The sequence below is a fragment of the Sphingomonas pituitosa NBRC 102491 genome (assembly GCF_001598435.1).
In the GTDB taxonomy this organism is placed as follows: Bacteria; Pseudomonadota; Alphaproteobacteria; order Sphingomonadales; family Sphingomonadaceae; genus Sphingomonas; species Sphingomonas pituitosa.
On sequence record NZ_BCYY01000027.1, the window covers coordinates 33,605 to 48,789 of the forward strand.

The window sequence follows — 15,185 nt, forward strand, 5'->3', positions numbered from 1 at the left end:
GCGACGAGGAGGGGCGGCGCGGATCAGCCACCCCTCGGACGCTTCCTACCCGAGACCTCTCGGATTACCCATGGTTGTTCATCCGCGGGAACAGGGCCTCGCCTTGTCGGCGCGTCTCGGCAGAGATTCCGATCAGCACCTCGTCCTGACCCGTTTCGAGGAGCGCTAGGGTCTCGGCCGCAAATGCTTCGGGCGACATCATCTGGCGGTTGGCGGTGCCGCTGCTTCTCGTATCGCCACCAAGTCCGGTATCGACGATCGGAGGAGCGAGTTCGACCACCTTCACGCTCGTCGAGCGCAACTGGTGCCGAAGGCTGAGCGTGAAGGAATGGATCGCGGCCTTCGTCGCGCAATAGACGGGAACGTCGGCCATCGGCGAAAAGGCCAGGCCCGAACTGACGTTGATGATCCAGGCCTGGTCCTGCTGTTTCAGCAGCGGCAGCAAGCCCGCGATCAGATGGATCGGCGCTGCCAGGTTGATCGCGATCTCCTGATCGAGCGTCGCCATCCCGGGATCGCCGTTGAAGTCGCGGTGCTGCTGTACGCCCGCGTTGTTGACGAGGACATTGACCTCGGGATGCGAGGCCGCAAGCCAGGAAAACAGCCCTTGGCGGCTTTCCGCATCCGCGACGTCGCAGAGTCTCGTAATCAAGGCAGGCACGGCGGCTTGCGCTTCATCCAACGTCGCCTGGCTTCGCCCGCAGGCGATGACGGTGTTTCCCAAGTCCAAGAAATGCCGAGCCAAAGCGAGACCAATGCCCGAGCCCCCGCCCGTGATCAGAATGGTATTACCGGTGAGTTTCATGATTCAACGTCCTTCCGCACTCTACGCGGCGCGTCGACGAAGAAGAGGTCCGCCGACACACCTATACAACCGGCATGCCGGTCCAGGTGTCGCGGATACCTCGTAGAGGAAGAGTTGCCGCCCATGGGACGACGACCGGGCTACCATCCGGTCCGCACTCTTTCGACACCGAAATAATATTCTCTGCAAAGCAGTTTCGCAAGTGATAAGCGTTCCTCCGGAGAAATCCTGCGCTGCGCCTGCGCCTGCGCGGCATCGTGCATCAGACAGCCCAGGATCACCGTCGCTAGGCGGTGCAGAGGTTCGGCACGGCGACCTTCTGAAACAGGTGCGGACGAAACACGGCCGACGCCGGGTGGCCCTTGGTGATCTCTCGAAATTCAGGATGCTTGAAAGCCGCGCGCCATGCTGCGGCGGATTCGAAAATGGCGTAGTTGAGATAAGTGGGGCCGTCTCCCAGCGCGCGGTGCAGTTGCGTCGAGATGAAGCCGGGCTGGCTTTTCATGAAGGCGGCATCCGCGGCCCAGGCGACCAGAAACGCCGCCTCGTCTTCAGGCGCCATGGTGCAGAGATTGACCAGCACGATGGGAGCGGCATCGACGTCCATCTGGCGGGCCAGGGGGAACATGGGGTCAAGGGGTTCAACGCTGGACATGGGGTTCGATCCTGCAGGAGCACTCGGCCCGCGCGTGCAACGAACGCGCGGGCCGAAGGGCCGGTCAGTCCATGATGATGACGAGCTTGCCGCTCACCCGCCCCGCAGCGCTAACCTCCTGCGCACGAGCGATGTGCTCCATCGGGAAGGTCTGCTCGATGCGGAGCTGAAAAGCGCCTTCGCGATACAGGCGCGCCACTTCGGCGAAGGCGTGCTCCGGGTGCTCTGCCGATCGCGCCGAGAAGGCGGCGCCATGGTGTGGGGCCGTGACGTCGGCGATGGAGACTACCCGCGCGGGATCGCCGACGATCGCGATCAGTTCCGGGATGAGGCCGGCACCGGCCAGATCGAGCGCTGCGTTCACGCCCAGCGGCGCCAGCTCGCGTACTCTCGCGGCGAGCCCGGGTTCATAGGTCGTCGGGATAGCACCCAGTTCGCGAAGATATGCATGCTTCGGCGCGCTCGCCGTGCCGATCACGATGGCGCCGCGCTGGCGCGCCAATTGGATGACGGCGGTTCCCACGCCACCGGCGGCGCCCGCGATCAGCAGCGTCTCGCCCGGCTTGAGGTGAACCTGATCCAGGATGCGCGTCGCGGTCTCGGCAATGACCGCCATGCCGCCGGCGACATCCATTGGCATGGTGTCCGGAACATGTGCCCATGCCCGCAGCACCGCATGTTCGGCCACCGTATTTTGCCCGTACCCGAAAACGGCATCCCCGACGGCGACGCCCGTGACGCCAGCACCTACCTCGTCGACAATGCCGGCCGCCTCGGACCCGACGCCCGCCGGAAAGGTGAGCGGCATGAAATCATGCACATATCCCGCCCGCAGCTTCCAATCGATGGGATTGACCCCTGCGGCCCGCACGGCAATGCGCACCTGGCCCGGGCCCGCGTGCGGCGCCTCGACATCCTTGATCTTCAGGACATCGAGCCCACCATATTCGTTGAATCGAACGGCCTTCATACAATTTTCCTGCTTGGAGTTGCGCAGACGCTCCAGCACCCGCGGTGCGAAGGTCTGAGCGGCAGTGAGCGCATTCTCCTTGGCCTTATCTGTGCAGCGATCTCCCGGCACCTTTGTGTGAAGATGCCGCAAGCGCTGCGAGACTGGGGTAGGTCCACGCTCTTGCTGAGGCCCAATATACGCCGATGCGTGACAGATTCTGTCACCATACATAAAGCTGCAAGGGTTGGGCTCGCATCAGCACCCGTGCGAGGATCACAGCCGCACGGCATCGCAGCGACGACAAGGGATCGCATGCTACCGTGGCCGATCCTCCAATGGTCCACGGAAGATTGGAGCCCGCACCGTGCGAAATTATAGCCCGAGCGGGCGAAGCTCGCGAATGAGCTCGATCAGCAGCTTCAAACCTGTTGGCACCTGTCGGCGGCTGGAATAATAGATGTGGTATCCAGGGCCGTCGATCGCCCAGTCGTCCAGGACCGTTCGGAGAAGCCCTGCCCGAAGGTCGCGCTCCATTGCGGATGTGTTGCCGTAGGTCAGCCCTGCCCCAGCGATGGCCATCGCCATCATTGTCCTGCTGTCGTCGGCAGTAATGTGGCTCGGTACCGCGATGTCGAACTCGCCCTCGGGGCCCTTGAACTCCCAACGATAGACCCGATCATCGCCGAGCCGAACGCCCAGGCAGCGATGGTGCTGGAGGTCGTCTGGATGCTGCGGAATGCCGAATCGATCGAGATAGGCCGGCGCGGCTGCGACCGCCCAGCGGATATCCGCAGACAGGCGCTGGGCGATCATGTCTTCGGGCACGGTACCGCCATGACGAATTCCCGCATCGAAGCCCTCGCTCGTGATGTCGACCATTCGGTTGGTGGCAACGATGTCGATTTCGAGCTTCGGATAGCGCTCGGCCATCTCGCCCATCACCGGTGCGATCAGCAGCGCCGCCGCATCCATCGTGACGTTGAGGCGGATACGCCCACTGGGAACCTCGCGGAAACGATTCAGGTCGTCCACCGCCTCGCCGATGGCGTCGAACGGCCCGCAAAGCGCCGCCTGCAGCTGCTCACCTGCGGCGCTCAACGTCACCGATCGGTTGGTGCGATTGACCAGCCGCACGCCCATCCGTTCTTCGAGCCCCTTCAGCGCATGGCTGATCGCGGACGGCGTGACACCAACCTCCAACCCGGCACGACGAAAGCTGCGATGGCGCGCAATCGCCAGGAAATAGACGAAGTCGGCGAGGTCCGAGCGGCCGAGCTTCATTGTGTCTCCCTTGCGAAGGTTCCTTGGCGATCAACAGTGCAATGAATATTGCTCATCATAAGTTTCGTCATCGCGCGCGCTATTGCAATTGATGATGACCAAGTCGCTCCCCCCGCTCGCCATGGCGGTACTCGTCGGATTAGTCCCCATGGAGACAGCATCCGCCCAGCAAGCGGATCCCGCCACCGTCCAGCAGCCCAATGTCGCCCTTCGACGGCTGTCGCCGGATCAGGTGCGCCAGGTAGCGCCGGCACTCGAGCAGCTGACCCAGCAACCCCTCTATGGCGAGGTGTGGAAGCGGGCGGACCTGTCACCCCGCGATCGTAGCCTGGTGACCATCGCGGCGATGATCATCCGTGGTGAGGCCCCGGCGCTGAGCTACTACGCCAACCAGGCGATCGAAAACGGCGTGAAGCCGAGCGAAATTTCCGAGACGATCGTCCACCTCGCCTTCTACGCCGGTTGGAGCAAGGCGTTCGCCGCGGTCGGGCCGGTTCACGAGGTATTCGCCAAGCGGGGCGTTCAGCAGCAGGATCTTCCGCCGGCGCTCGGACCACTCCTTCCGCTCGCCGTCGAGGAGGACGAAGCGCGGTCCGCTGGCGTCCGAGACAGCTTCTCGAATGTCTCGGCAGGCGTGGTCGACTATACCAACGACCTGTTGTTCCGGCAGATATGGCAGCGCCCCTATCTATCCGCGCGCGATCGCAGCCTCGTGACCATCGCTGCGCTGATTGCGGATGGGAAGGCGCAGCAACTCACCTACCACCTCAATCGCGGCATGGACCATGGATTGAGCGAAGGCGAAGTCGGCGAGGTGCTGACCCAACTGGCATTCTACGCGGGCTGGCCTTCGGTCTTCTCGGCGCTGCCGGTCGTCAAGGACGTCTTCGCCAAGCGGCAGGCCGCGGCGCAATAGACCGCGGCCCATCGCGCCGATCGCCAGATTCCGGTGTCGGCGCGGGCTTTAGTCAGACGATATCGGGAAGTCGATCGAGATATTTGTCGAGCGTCAACGGATAGTCGCGCACACGTATGCCGGTGGCGTTGTAGATCGCGTTGGCGATCGCCGGCGCCACGCCGGTAAGCCCGAGTTCGCCGACACCCTTGGCCTTGACCGGCGAGATGGTCGGATCGACCTCATCGAGGAAGATCGCATCGAGATGCGGCACGTCGGCATGCACCGGCACCTCATAGCCTGCGAGATCGTGGTTGACGAAGAATCCGAAGCGCTTGTCTACCGCCATTTCCTCGGTCAACGCCGCGCCGATGCCCATGACGATCCCGCCGATGACCTGGCTTCGCGCCGTCTTGGGATTGATGATCCGGCCGGCCGCGCAAACCGAAAGCACGCGGCGCACCCGCGTCTCGCCGGTATAGGCGTTGACTGCCACCTCGGCGAAATGCGCGGCGAAGGTCTGCTGGTTGAACTGTTCGGCGAGCTTTTCGAAGGTGATGGTGTCCTCGACAACGATCTCGCCGCCGACCGCGGCATCGCCAAGCGACGCGGTGCGATTGCCGGCGCGCACCTGGCCATCGGCGAACTCGACCTCTGCGGTGTTGAAGCCGAGCCGCTGCGCCACCGCGTCCCGCAGCGCCATGCACGCAGCATAGGTGCCCGCCGCTACCGACGGCGCGCCTTGCTGGCCGCCGGATCCAGGCGTTTCGGGAAAGCTCGAGTCCCCCAGCTTGACCACGATGCGATCTGCCGCGACACCCATCACCTCGGCCGCGGTCTGCTGGACTACCGTGTAGCTGCCCGTGCCGATGTCGGTCATGTCGGTCTCGATCGTGACCCTGCCGTCGCGCCCGAGCCGCGCACGCGCCCCGGCCTTGGCAATTTTGCCGCCGCGAATGGCACCGGCCATGCCCATGCCGATCAGCCATTCGCCGTCCCGGACCTGACCCGGCTCGGCCTTGCGGCTGCGCCAACCGAAGCGCGCAGCGCCTTCTTCCAGGCATTGGACAAAGGCGCGCTTCGAAAACGGCCGCGACGGTTCCTCAGGATCGACCTGGGTGTCGTTGACGATGCGCAGCTGCACCGGGTCCATGCCGAGCTTTTCGGCAAGTTCGTCCATCGCGATCTCGAGCGCCATCAGCCCCGGCGCTTCGCCCGGTGCGCGCATCGCATTGCCTTCCGCAAGATCCAGCGTCGCCAGCCGCGTCCGCGTCAGCCGGTTGGCACCGGCATAGAGCCCGCGGGTGGAGGTGACGCAGGGTTCCGTCCGTCCGCCCGGCAAATTGCCGCTGACGCTGTCGTGCAGAATGGCTGTCAGCCGGCCGTCCCGCTCCGCGCCGAGCTGGATATGCTGGATGGTCTTGGGACGATGAATCGTGGTATTGAACATCAGCGGGCGCTGGAGGGCGAGCTTGACCGGCCGCCCGACGACCCGGGCAGCGATGGCGGCTAGCGCGAGGTCGGCCTGCACCGTGCCCTTGCCACCGAAGCCGCCGCCGATGAAGGGCGAATGCAGCCGCACATTCTCCTTGGGGATGTCCAGGATCAGTCCAAGATCGCGTGTGCCCCAGTTCATCTGCTGGATCGATGTCCAGCAGGTCACCCGGTCGCCATCCCAGCGTGCAATGGTCGCATGCGGCTCCATCATGCAATGCGCCTGATCCGGCACGACGTAGCGCTGATCGACCTTCACGGGCGCGGCGGCAAAGGCCTGGCCGAAGCTGCCGATCGCCTTTTCGTTGGGCCCGCCAAATTCTCCTTGCGGCGGGACCGGCGCGGTCGCGGCCTGCGCATCCAGATCGAACCTGCCATCGCTGCGCGCATAGTCCACCCGGAGGAGCGCAGCAGCCGCGCGTGCCTGCTCGAAGGTATCGGCGACAACCACGGCTACGGGCTGGTGGTAATGATCCACCTCGGGTGCCGCCAGCATCTTCTGGACGTAGAATTTGCCGACGCCCGGCTTGCCGGCATTCCGATAGGTGACGACGCCCACCACACCTGGCGCGCGCTCCGCCTCGCGCGTGTCGATCGCGAGAATTCGGCCTTTCGAGATGGTGGCGCCCAGCACATAGCCATAGGCGAAACCGGGCGCCACATCCTTCCATTCATAGGCGTAGGTGGCGGTGCCGGTGGTCTTCAGCAACGCCTCGTAGCGATCGAGCGGCTTGCCCAGGACGCGCATCCGATCGGTGGGGTTGGTGCCCGCGGGCGTGTCGAACTTCATCCGGCCTTCCCCTCCGCAATGACGGCCGCCAGCGTCCGCGTCGCCAGCGATAATTTGAAACGGGCGGCCTCGGTCGGCCGCGCGTCGGCAAAGGCGATCGCAGCTGCGGCACGCGCGCCCTTCGGCAGGACGGCTTCCGCCGCTTCCACGCGCCAGGGCTTGTGCGCGACGCCGCCGAAGCACACCCTTCCGGTCCCGTCCCGTTGCAGAACGGCTGCTACCGAGACCAGGGCGAACGCATAGGAGGCCCGATCGCGGACCTTTCGATAGAGGTGCGTTCCACCGATCGGCGGTGGCAGGGTGACAGCGGTGATGAGTTCGCCGTGCGCCAGAACATTATCCCGCTCCGGTTTGTCGCCGGGCAGCCGATGGAAGTCCGCGATCGGAATCGCACGGGTTGCGCCGCGCGCGTTCACCGTCTCGACGGTGGCATCCAACACGCGCATCGCCTGCGCCATGTCACCGGGATAGGTTGCGATGCACGTGTCCGACGATCCGATGACCGCAAGCTGGCGCGAATAGCCGCCGATCGCGGCGCAGCCGGATCCGGGCGCGCGCTTGTTGCAGGGCATCGCAGTGTCGTAGAAATAGGGGCAGCGCGTACGCTGCAGCAGGTTGCCCGCCGTGGTCGCCTTGTTGCGCAACTGCCCGGACGCGCCGGCCTGTATCGCGCGGGCCAGCACGCCATAGTCCCGCCGTACGCGCATATCGGCGGACAGCGCGGTATTGCTCACCAGCGCGCCGATCCTGAGGCCGCCTTCGCCAGTATTCTCGATGCGATCGAGCGCAAGGTCCTGCACATCGACAAGATAAGTCGGTGTCTCGACTTCAAGCTTCATCAGATCGAGCAGGTTGGTGCCGCCGGCAAGGAACTTGGCGCCAGGAGTCCGCGCAACGGCTGCAGCGGCCTCCGCCGGCGTTCGCGCGCGTTCATAGGTGAAGCTTTTCATGCCCGTTCCCCCGCTACTTCGGCCATGGCTTCGGCGATGTTCGAATAGGCGCCGCAACGACAGATGTTGCCGCTCATCCGCTCACGCATCTCGATATTCGTCGGCTGCGGGGCTGCGGTGATGTCCGATTGAACATGGCTGGGCACGCCGCGACGAATTTCCTGCAACACCGAAACGGCCGAACAGATCTGGCCGGGCGTGCAATAGCCGCACTGATAGCCGTCATGTTTGACGAACGCGGCCTGCATGGGGTGCAGCCGTTCAGGCGTTCCCAGGCCCTCGACCGTCGTGACGTCGTCGCCCTCGTGCTGAACGGCAAGGCTGAGGCACGCATTGATCCGCTCGCCGTTGACGATCACCGTACAGGCCCCGCATTGGCCGTGATCGCAGCCCTTCTTGGTGCCGGTCAGGTGGAGATGCTCTCGCAGGGCGTCGAGCAGCGTGGTCCGCGTATCAAGCGTGAGGGCGTGGGACGTGCCGTTTACCTTGAAGGACACCGGCATCGCGGGAGGTCCCGCTTCCCCCCCGGCGGGATGGGCCTCGGCCGGGAACGACGACAGCGCCGCGGAAACGGCACCGGTCACCAGCACCTCTCGCCGCGATACACCGAACATGACTGGTGCCATCCTGTCTCTCCCTGCATGATCACGATCCATCGTGGCACGTCGCGCGCCATGGAAGCGCGACCGATCCGGGTGCAAGCTAGGCCCGACCGAGCGCCAGTGCAGGCCGTTGATTGCTCATCGGGGTCGTGAACCGCGCTCACCGTCAGCGAGGTATCCGAGGGCGGTTCGGACGTTGCAGCCGCAAACCTCGGCTGGGGTCACATTTCGGAGTCGCTCGGCAGGCTCGCGGCCAGAGCGTCGATCGCCATCCTGCAACGCAGGGGCAGATAGTCAGAAACCGGCCAGACCGCATAGCACTGCAGCGACGCGGACGGACGATCCTCCCACAATGCCACTAGATCGCCTGCATGCATTCGGTCGCGGATCAACCAATAAGGGAGCCAGGCCAGCCCCATCCCTTCCACGACGGCATCGGCGATGACCTCCAGATCGTCGAAGCGCAGGCGTGACGCCACCTGCACCTCGACGAGCGTACCGTCGGCGTCCGGCAGCCGCCATGGAAGCACATGATCGCCGCGCCAATAGCCTAGCAGGTCATGGCTCGCGAAATCGTCCAGCGTGGAGGGAATGCCCCGCGCCTCGATATAGCGCGGTGCCGCGCACAACACCTTGCGTTGGCTGGCAAGGCGGCGCGCGCGCAGCGACGTTTCATTGCTCAGCCCGCCATTGCGGACCACGATATCAAAGTTCTCCGCAATGAGATCGACCCTGCGGTCGCTGAAATTCAATTCCAGATCCAGTTTCGGATGCTGCCGCGCAAATTCACGCAGGATGGGTGCAACACAATAGCGCCCGAAAAGCACCGGCATGGACACCCGCAACCTGCCGGTGACTTCCAGACGCCCGGATTCGAGGAGCGCTTCTCCGGCTTGCAATTCCCTGAGTGCACGAACGCAACGCTCGTAATATTGCTGACCATCCTCGGTCAGGCATTGGCTTCGCGTGGTTCGTTGGAACAGCCGCACGCCCAGGCGCTCCTCGAGCCTAGCGACAGCCTTCCCGACGGCGGACCGCGTCAGCGCCAGGCGGTCGGCCGCCTTGGCAAACCCGCCCGCTTCCACCGCCTCGATGAACACGAACACACCGTCGAACACGTCTCGCACTGCGTCGCTCCTTCGACCATCGGCCGAATGTAGAATCTATGGATGCAATCTTCGGAAAAATGATCGCTGATCGATACTAATTTCCTACGATAATAGCACGGCAGCGCAACTGCAAAGATTTGAAGGGCTGCTTTCCCATGCAAATTCCAGATCGGCGGGCCACACGCCAGCGCCTCAGGGGGGGGCGTCCAGTGTTGATCTCGATCGTATATGACAGCGGCTATGGCCACACCGCACGGGTCGCCAAGGCCGTGGCGTCGGGTATCGAGCAAGTCGATGGCACGCGGGCGAACCTGGTGTGCGTCGCCGATGGCCCCGTCGATTGGGAAGCGCTGGAACAGAGCGCCGGAATCATCTTCGGATCGCCGACCTACAACGGGTCTCCGAGCGCGCGCTTCAAGCAGTTCTGCGAAGATTCCACGCGGCCGGCGTGGCGCGACCTCAAGTGGCACGACAAGGTCGCCGCCGGCTTCACCAACTCCGGCGCGATGCACGGCGACAAGCTGCATTCGCTGGTGTCGATGGCGCTGTTCGCGGCGCAGCACGGCATGCTGTGGGTCGGCCTCGACCTGTTTCCAGGCACCGATGCGGCATCGCTGAATCGTATCGGCGGCTGGCTCGGCGCCATGGCGCAGTCGGACGATGCCTCGCCGGAAATCACCCCGATCCAGAGCGACCTGGATACCGCCGCGCATCTGGGGCGCCGGGTCGCCCAGATTGCGCGGCGGCTGACGGCCGCCTGACCATCCCCCGTTCATCAGAGGAGAAACGCATGAAGTTCCTATGCCTGGATGTGCCGCAACCCGGCGCAACGATGGAAAAGTACCAGCCGCACATGGTCGCCGAAGCGCGGCATGCCTGGCAGTTGTACAAGGACGGCATCATCCGCGACATCAATTTTCGCCAGGATCGCCCGGGCGTCGCAATCATCGCGGAAGCCGACACCGCCGAGGCCGCACGGGCGGCGCTCGGCGCGTTTCCTCTCGCCAAGGCCGGCTTGATCGACTGGGAAGTCATCCCGCTTGGCCCGTTCGCCAACTGGGAAATGCTGTTCGCATCCGACAACGCGTAACCGCGCTGCAAAACGTCGAGCCCCGCAGAACGAGGAAATAAGAATGTTGGAAGAAGTTTTCTTCGAGAACCGCGGGGTACGACTGGCGGGCCATCTTCATGTCCCGGAAAGGCTCGACCCAGGCAGGAAGTATCCGGCGCTTGTCGGCGTGCATCCCGCCGGCGGCGTCAAGGAACAGACGATCGGGCTCTATGCCGCACGGCTGGCGGCACACGGCTTCATCGTTCTCGTCTATGATTCGACCTATCAGGGCGCGAGCGGCGGCGAACCCCGCTTGCTGGAGGATCCCGCCACCCGTGTGGAGGACGCCCGCAGTGCGGCGGACTATCTGACCACGCTGCCGTTCGTCGATGTCGATCGCATGGGTGTGTTCGGCATCTGCGCCGGCGGCGGCTATGCCTTGGCGGTTGCGCAGACCGAGCGCCGCTTCAAGGCGGTCGCCGGGGTCAGCGCGACTCCGATGGGCGAAGCGGCCCGTACCTTTTTCGGCCAGCCGATTTCACCCGCCGACCAGATCAAGATGCTGGAAGCCGGTGCCGCGCAACGAACGGCGGAAGCGAATGGCGCCGATCCCGTCTACACTCCGTTCGTTCCGGAACGGCTGGAAGACATCGACGCGCAAACGCCGACGATGCTCCGCGAAGGGTATGACTATTATCGGACCGCCCGCGGTCAGCACCCCAATTCCAAGGGGCGCTTTCGAATGACGAGCATGGACAAGATGCTCGCCTTCTCGACATTTCCGCTGATCCCGACGCTGTTGACGCAGCCGCTGCTGCTGATTGCGGGAAGTGCGGCCGACACCAAGGTCTACAGCGATGAAGCCTATGCGCTGTCGAACGGACCGAAGGAACTGTTCGTCATTGAGGGAGCGACCCACATCGCGCTCTACGACATCCCGGAATATGTCGATCAGGCCGTAGAAAAACTGGTCTCGTTCTTCCAGCAACTCTGATCATCGACGGAGGTGGGCACACAATGCCCGATCGGAAAAAGAACCTAGATATGATGGTGCGCGCCTTTGCCGCGACGTCGCCCGATGCGCCGCTCGCCCCGTTCGAACTGGAGCGTCGCGAGACGCGGGACGACGATGTCGTGATCGACATCCTCTATTGCGGCGTCTGTCACACCGATTTGCACCTCGCCCGCAACCATGGCGGGTTCACGACCTATCCGATCGTTCCCGGGCACGAAATCATCGGCCGGGTCCGCGAGGTCGGCCCCCAGGTGACGCGGTTCGGCGTGGGGGACCTGGTCGGTGTCGGCTGCATGGTCGATTCCTGCCAGCAATGCGCGCCTTGCCGGCATGGGTGGGAGCAGAACTGCAGCGCAGGAGCGACCTTCACCTACAACAGCGTCGACAAGCGCGACGGAATGCAGACCTATGGCGGCTACTCGGACGCCATTACGGTGACCGAGAACTTTGTTCTCTCGCTTCCAGCGGAACTGGATCCGGCGGGCGCGGCCCCGCTCCTTTGCGCGGGCATCACCACCTGGGCGCCGCTGCATCGCTGGAATGTGCGCGAGGGCAGCAGGGTCGCCGTGATCGGCCTGGGCGGTCTGGGTCACATGGCGCTGAAGCTGGCCAAGGCGCTGGGCGCCGAGGTCTCGCTGTTCACGCGCAGCGCGGGCAAGGAAGCCGACGCGTTCCGCCTGGGGGCCGACGAGGTGATCCTGTCGGGCGCGCCGGAGCAGATGGCCGCCGCCGCCGGACGCTTCGACGTCATCATCGACACCGTTCCCTATGATCACGACGTCAATCCGTACCTGCCGACCCTGGCGCTGGAAGGCGTGCTGGTGCTCGTGGGGTATATGGGCCCGCTCGGCACCCCGGTGAACGCCGGCGCTATCGTCGGCGGCCGCAGGGCCATCACCGGATCCTTCATCGGCGGGGTGTCGGAGACCCAGCAGATGCTCGATTTCTGCGGTGCCAACGGCATCGTCTCCGACGTCGAAATCCTTCCGATCCAAGACATCAACCAAGCCTATGAGCGCATGTTGAAGAGCGATGTGAAGTATCGCTTCGTCATCGACATGGCCTCGCTCGCAGAATGAGGAGTAATAGCATGACCGATACGATCAAACCTGTTCTCTGCGTCGTCACCAGCCACCCCATTCGTGGCGATACCGGCGAGCCGACGGGCTTTGCGATGGTCGAGCTGACGCATCCGCTGGAGGTCTTCGATGCCGCCGGCATTCCGACGGAAATCGCCTCGATCCGCGGCGGCCACCCGCCGATCGACTTCTTCGATCTCTCGGATCCGGCCAACGACCGCTATTGGAAGAACAAGGCGTTCCGCGATGCGCTCGCCCATTCGCTGCTGCTCGCCGATGTTGATACCTCGCGCTACTCGGCCGTATTCTTCGCCGGTGGTCACGGCACGATGTGGGACTTCGCCGACAATGCGGACGTGCAGCGGGTGATTCGCGATATCTGGGAAGCAGACGGTGTCGTCGCTGCGGTCTGCCACGGCCCGGCGGCGCTGGTGAACGCCACCTTGTCCGACGGATCGCTTCTCGTCGCCGGCAAGAAGGTCGCGGCCTTCACCGACGAGGAAGAGAAGGAAGGGCACTACGAAAATGTCGTCCCTTATCTTCTCGCCAGCACGCTGACGGAGCGCGGTGCGCTGCACCAGCCGGCGCCCAACTGGACCGAAAAGGTCGTGGTCGAGGGCCAGCTCGTAACCGGGCAGAACCCGGCCTCGGCACACGGGGTCGGCAAGGCGATCGTTGCGCAGTTGAAGGCCACGGCCTGATCGTGCCGTCCGGGTCTGTCGAGATCTGGACCCAACGGGGCGGCAGTAAAGCGCTGCCGCCCCGTACATGTCGGCGGCGTCTAACTGCGTCGCGGAACAGGAGTTAGACGATGAAGATCATCGGCATCGAAGAGCATGTTCTTCCCGATTTCGTGAAGGACGCGTGGCGCACCCTTCCGGGCGGTGACGACGGGACGCTGGGATTGAACCCCGGCATCATCGGCGAGCGGCTGGCCGATGTCGGCGACGGGCGCCTTGCCATCATGGACGAGACGGGGCTCGACCTGCAGGTGCTTTCGCTGACGACGCCCGGGCTGAGCAATCTTGGCGCGCACGGCGCGGAACTGGCGCGCCGCGTCAACGACCACCTCGCCGACATCGTCGCGCGGAACCCGTCGCGATTCCAGGCTCTCGCCGTGCTGCCCTCTGCGGATCCCGATGCCGCGGCGCGGGAACTGGAACGCGCCGTGACGACGCTCGGCATGAAGGGTGCCATTCTCTACGGCCGTGTCGGCACGCAGAACCTCGACGATAGGCTGTTCGAACCGACCTTCGCCTCCGCGGCCGCACTCGGCGTCCCCGTGCTCATCCATCCGCAGATCCCGCCGCCCGCTGTGCGAGAGGCATATTATGGCGGCTTCGGCGGGCCCATCGACCTTGCATTCTCGACCTTCGGTCTGGGATGGCATTTCGAAGCCGGCATTCAGTTCGTTCGGATCGTGCTATCGGGTCTGTTCGATCGCTACCCGACGCTTCAGGTCATTCTCGGGCATTGGGGGGAACTCGTCATCTTCTATCTGGAGCGGCTCGCGATGCTCGATCGCGTATCAACGCTGCAGCGCCCCTTTTGCGAATATGTCCGCGAGAATTTGTATCTGACCGCAAGCGGGATGTTCAACCCGGCCTATCTGCAACAGGCGATAGACGCCGTGGGGGCGGATCGGATCTTGTTCTCGACCGATTTCCCCTATCAGTATCGCCCGGGCGGCGATGCTCGCCTATTTATTTCCGAACTGCCGATGTGGGACGAAGACAAGCACAAGTTCGCCCATGGAAACTGGGAACGCCTGACCGGCGCGTGACGCCGCCAGCAACGCATGGAGACGGAACGCATGAGCCTGATATCCATCGCGGTGCAGATCGCATCGCTGCTTGCGGGCGGCGTCGCGGTTCCCGCCACGGAGGCGACGACGCCGATGGTGCGGATCGCCGAAATCGAGGTCGATCCCACCCAGCTCGAGGCATATAAAGCGATCCTGGCCGAGGAGCAGGAAGCCTCGGTCCGGCTGGAACCGGGCGTGCTCATGCTCCATTCCGTCGCCTACAAGGATGCCCCGACGCACATCCGTCTGCTGGAAGTCTATGCGAGCAAGGCGGCATATGAGGCCCACATCAGGGCGCCGCACTTCATCAAGTACAAGACCTCCACCGAAAAGATGGTGACGTCGCTCCGCCTGATCGAGACGACGCCGATATTGCTATGCGCCAAATCCAACGGGCGCGATGGCGGGCAGACGATCTGCTTGAAGCGTTAGCACCGGGAGGGCGCGTGCGTTTCGCCCCGGCTGGCAGGCCAGACGCAGAACTCGGGGCTTGCGACCGGACTCCGCGCAGCGCCGCCCCCGCTCACCATCGGCAAGCGCCCATCCTGGCATCCGAATCAATGCCCCCGAAGCGGAAGCCGTTCCTCCCATAAGAAGATTTATCGGTAGGGGTGGGGCGTCTTTTTAGCGCTCCCAACCTCGCCCGCCTATTCGTTGCGCTGCCAGATCGACCTTTCGTTGTCAGAAGATCGGCAAGCAAAGG

The 15,185-nt window shown here is 64.2% G+C and carries 16 protein-coding genes; 8 read left to right on the forward strand and 8 right to left on the reverse strand.

Translation table 11 applies throughout. The annotated features are described in order from the left end of the window. Positions 1 to 64: 64 nt before the first annotated feature. The 4 genes from SPI01S_RS18515 to SPI01S_RS18530 form a co-directional block, all read right to left on the reverse strand. Positions 65 to 805, reverse strand: coding sequence for an SDR family oxidoreductase (locus SPI01S_RS18515; protein ID WP_066726198.1), 741 nt, complete (start codon positions 803 to 805; stop codon positions 65 to 67). A gap of 286 nt (positions 806 to 1,091) precedes the next feature. After that, a complete protein-coding gene (locus SPI01S_RS18520; protein WP_066726199.1) occupies positions 1,092 to 1,460 on the reverse strand; it encodes an antibiotic biosynthesis monooxygenase family protein in 369 nt (122 codons plus the stop codon). Positions 1,461 to 1,524: 64 nt separating this feature from the next. Continuing rightward, positions 1,525 to 2,430, reverse strand: a complete 906-nt coding sequence (locus SPI01S_RS18525) for an NADP-dependent oxidoreductase (RefSeq protein WP_066726202.1) — start codon at positions 2,428 to 2,430, stop codon at positions 1,525 to 1,527. 354 nt (positions 2,431 to 2,784) lie between these two features. Then, a complete protein-coding gene (locus SPI01S_RS18530) occupies positions 2,785 to 3,693 on the reverse strand; it encodes a LysR family transcriptional regulator (protein ID WP_066726205.1) in 909 nt (302 codons plus the stop codon). A gap of 94 nt (positions 3,694 to 3,787) precedes the next feature. On the opposite strand from SPI01S_RS18530, the gene SPI01S_RS18535 reads away from it, so the two are divergent. Beyond that, complete coding sequence (locus tag SPI01S_RS18535) at positions 3,788 to 4,609, forward strand: carboxymuconolactone decarboxylase family protein (protein WP_218017626.1); 822 nt, start codon at positions 3,788 to 3,790, stop codon at positions 4,607 to 4,609. Positions 4,610 to 4,661: 52 nt separating this feature from the next. Here SPI01S_RS18535 and paoC read toward each other — a convergent pair whose 3' ends face one another. The 4 genes from paoC to SPI01S_RS18555 form a co-directional block, all read right to left on the reverse strand. Then, positions 4,662 to 6,872, reverse strand: a complete 2,211-nt coding sequence (gene paoC, locus SPI01S_RS18540) for an aldehyde oxidoreductase molybdenum-binding subunit PaoC (RefSeq protein WP_066726210.1) — start codon at positions 6,870 to 6,872, stop codon at positions 4,662 to 4,664. Continuing rightward, positions 6,869 to 7,822, reverse strand: coding sequence for an FAD binding domain-containing protein (locus SPI01S_RS18545; protein WP_066726212.1), 954 nt, complete (start codon positions 7,820 to 7,822; stop codon positions 6,869 to 6,871). Before SPI01S_RS18545 ends, paoC begins: the two co-directional genes overlap by 4 nt. Then, positions 7,819 to 8,448, reverse strand: coding sequence for an aldehyde dehydrogenase iron-sulfur subunit PaoA (gene paoA, locus SPI01S_RS18550; protein ID WP_066726216.1), 630 nt, complete (start codon positions 8,446 to 8,448; stop codon positions 7,819 to 7,821). The genes SPI01S_RS18545 and paoA overlap by 4 nt, the downstream gene beginning before the upstream one ends. 197 nt (positions 8,449 to 8,645) lie before the next feature. Continuing rightward, positions 8,646 to 9,551 (reverse strand): LysR family transcriptional regulator, encoded by a 906-nt coding sequence (locus SPI01S_RS18555; RefSeq protein ID WP_066726220.1) that lies wholly within the window; start codon positions 9,549 to 9,551, stop codon positions 8,646 to 8,648. Positions 9,552 to 9,742: 191 nt separating this feature from the next. On the opposite strand from SPI01S_RS18555, the gene SPI01S_RS18560 reads away from it, so the two are divergent. The 7 genes from SPI01S_RS18560 (at position 9,743) to SPI01S_RS18590 (ending at position 14,914) form a co-directional block, all read left to right on the forward strand. Then, positions 9,743 to 10,294, forward strand: coding sequence for a flavodoxin family protein (locus tag SPI01S_RS18560; protein ID WP_066726226.1), 552 nt, complete (start codon positions 9,743 to 9,745; stop codon positions 10,292 to 10,294). Between the two features lie 29 nt (positions 10,295 to 10,323). Next, complete coding sequence (locus SPI01S_RS18565) at positions 10,324 to 10,623, forward strand: superoxide dismutase (protein ID WP_066726229.1); 300 nt, start codon at positions 10,324 to 10,326, stop codon at positions 10,621 to 10,623. Further along, the gene (locus SPI01S_RS18570) at positions 10,574 to 11,578 is read left to right on the forward strand and encodes an alpha/beta hydrolase (protein WP_218017628.1); all 1,005 of its coding nucleotides are present in this window, start codon (positions 10,574 to 10,576) and stop codon (positions 11,576 to 11,578) included. The genes SPI01S_RS18565 and SPI01S_RS18570 overlap by 50 nt, the downstream gene beginning before the upstream one ends. A 50-nt stretch (positions 11,579 to 11,628) precedes the next feature. Further along, on the forward strand, positions 11,629 to 12,678 hold the full coding sequence (locus SPI01S_RS18575; RefSeq protein ID WP_066726235.1) for an NAD(P)-dependent alcohol dehydrogenase: 1,050 nt from the start codon (positions 11,629 to 11,631) through the stop codon (positions 12,676 to 12,678). Positions 12,679 to 12,689: 11 nt separating this feature from the next. Beyond that, positions 12,690 to 13,379, forward strand: a complete 690-nt coding sequence (locus SPI01S_RS18580; RefSeq protein ID WP_066726238.1) for a type 1 glutamine amidotransferase domain-containing protein — start codon at positions 12,690 to 12,692, stop codon at positions 13,377 to 13,379. A gap of 110 nt (positions 13,380 to 13,489) precedes the next feature. Further along, positions 13,490 to 14,461: an amidohydrolase family protein gene (locus tag SPI01S_RS18585; RefSeq protein WP_066726241.1), complete on the forward strand. Its 972-nt coding sequence runs from the start codon at positions 13,490 to 13,492 to the stop codon at positions 14,459 to 14,461. A 30-nt stretch (positions 14,462 to 14,491) separates the two neighbouring features. Further along, positions 14,492 to 14,914, forward strand: a complete 423-nt coding sequence (locus SPI01S_RS18590) for a putative quinol monooxygenase (RefSeq protein WP_066726288.1) — start codon at positions 14,492 to 14,494, stop codon at positions 14,912 to 14,914. Positions 14,915 to 15,185 lie beyond the last annotated feature (271 nt).

Coding starts and splice junctions, on each gene's coding strand:
- SPI01S_RS18515 (WP_066726198.1), bottom strand. CDS start 805: ATGAAACTCACCGGTAATACCATTCTGATCACGGGCGGGGGCTCGGGC.
- SPI01S_RS18520 (WP_066726199.1), bottom strand. CDS start 1,460: ATGTCCAGCGTTGAACCCCTTGACCCCATGTTCCCCCTGGCCCGCCAG.
- SPI01S_RS18525 (WP_066726202.1), bottom strand. CDS start 2,430: ATGAAGGCCGTTCGATTCAACGAATATGGTGGGCTCGATGTCCTGAAG.
- SPI01S_RS18530 (WP_066726205.1), bottom strand. CDS start 3,693: ATGAAGCTCGGCCGCTCGGACCTCGCCGACTTCGTCTATTTCCTGGCG.
- SPI01S_RS18535 (WP_218017626.1), top strand. CDS start 3,788: ATGACCAAGTCGCTCCCCCCGCTCGCCATGGCGGTACTCGTCGGATTA.
- paoC (WP_066726210.1), bottom strand. CDS start 6,872: ATGAAGTTCGACACGCCCGCGGGCACCAACCCCACCGATCGGATGCGC.
- SPI01S_RS18545 (WP_066726212.1), bottom strand. CDS start 7,822: ATGAAAAGCTTCACCTATGAACGCGCGCGAACGCCGGCGGAGGCCGCT.
- paoA (WP_066726216.1), bottom strand. CDS start 8,448: ATGGCACCAGTCATGTTCGGTGTATCGCGGCGAGAGGTGCTGGTGACC.
- SPI01S_RS18565 (WP_066726229.1), top strand. CDS start 10,324: ATGAAGTTCCTATGCCTGGATGTGCCGCAACCCGGCGCAACGATGGAA.
- SPI01S_RS18575 (WP_066726235.1), top strand. CDS start 11,629: ATGATGGTGCGCGCCTTTGCCGCGACGTCGCCCGATGCGCCGCTCGCC.
- SPI01S_RS18580 (WP_066726238.1), top strand. CDS start 12,690: ATGACCGATACGATCAAACCTGTTCTCTGCGTCGTCACCAGCCACCCC.
- SPI01S_RS18585 (WP_066726241.1), top strand. CDS start 13,490: ATGAAGATCATCGGCATCGAAGAGCATGTTCTTCCCGATTTCGTGAAG.
- SPI01S_RS18590 (WP_066726288.1), top strand. CDS start 14,492: ATGAGCCTGATATCCATCGCGGTGCAGATCGCATCGCTGCTTGCGGGC.